Annotated in this window: 1 protein-coding gene; it reads right to left on the bottom strand. The window is 41.0% G+C overall.

Going from position 1 to position 581, the window contains the following annotated elements:
- Positions 1–458: 458 nt before the first annotated feature.
- Entirely contained in the window at positions 459–563 is a 105-nt protein-coding gene (locus ACP5NR_RS08825) for an integrase core domain-containing protein (RefSeq protein ID WP_428006377.1), read from the bottom strand.
- Positions 564–581 lie beyond the last annotated feature (18 nt).

The following is a 581-nucleotide window of genomic DNA, read 5'->3' as shown; positions in this document are numbered from 1 at the left end:
CCATCGAAATAATGCCTAACCAGCGGTTTCGTAGTTAGCCTTGGAGATATTCGGGCAACTGAATGTTTTAAGCGTAGGCGAACAAGATGATGGGCTGAAAGTGACGAACTAACAGATTCGGCCCCGAAATACAGACAGTTGAGACAGGTTGATGTGATTACACACACAGAAAACAACATTGAAAGTAGCGATATGGTGAGTTATTTTCAACGCTCCGGGGTCTAAGATGTCGGCACGTCATAATTGAGAGTTAACAGAAACTCAGGAGATCCTGTCTGTTCTCTGAATAGAGTATGCCTTACAAGTCTAAAAAGCGAGGAAGGCAAAAGACGGGCAGAAAGTCGGATAGTTGCGTAGTATCTATGATATGCCCCCAAAATTGATACAGTCAAAAGTAGAGACCTTGTACTTATAAATGTATCATTGCAGGATGAGCACTGATCATGCAAAAGTTGCATTCAGTAAGACCTAAGATAGAATTTTACCGGTGTTTCGTAGTTAATCGCACTGTGTGGTCTTTGATAATTATACCATTTGAACCAGTCCGTTATGGATGATTTTATCTCGTCGATAGATAAAAG

Origin of the sequence: Athalassotoga sp., assembly GCF_049965695.1 — a bacterium.
Lineage (GTDB): Bacteria > Thermotogota > Thermotogae > Mesoaciditogales > Mesoaciditogaceae > Athalassotoga.
Note: the sequence above shows the minus strand (reverse complement) of the source record. Positions and strands in the feature narration are given on the sequence as shown.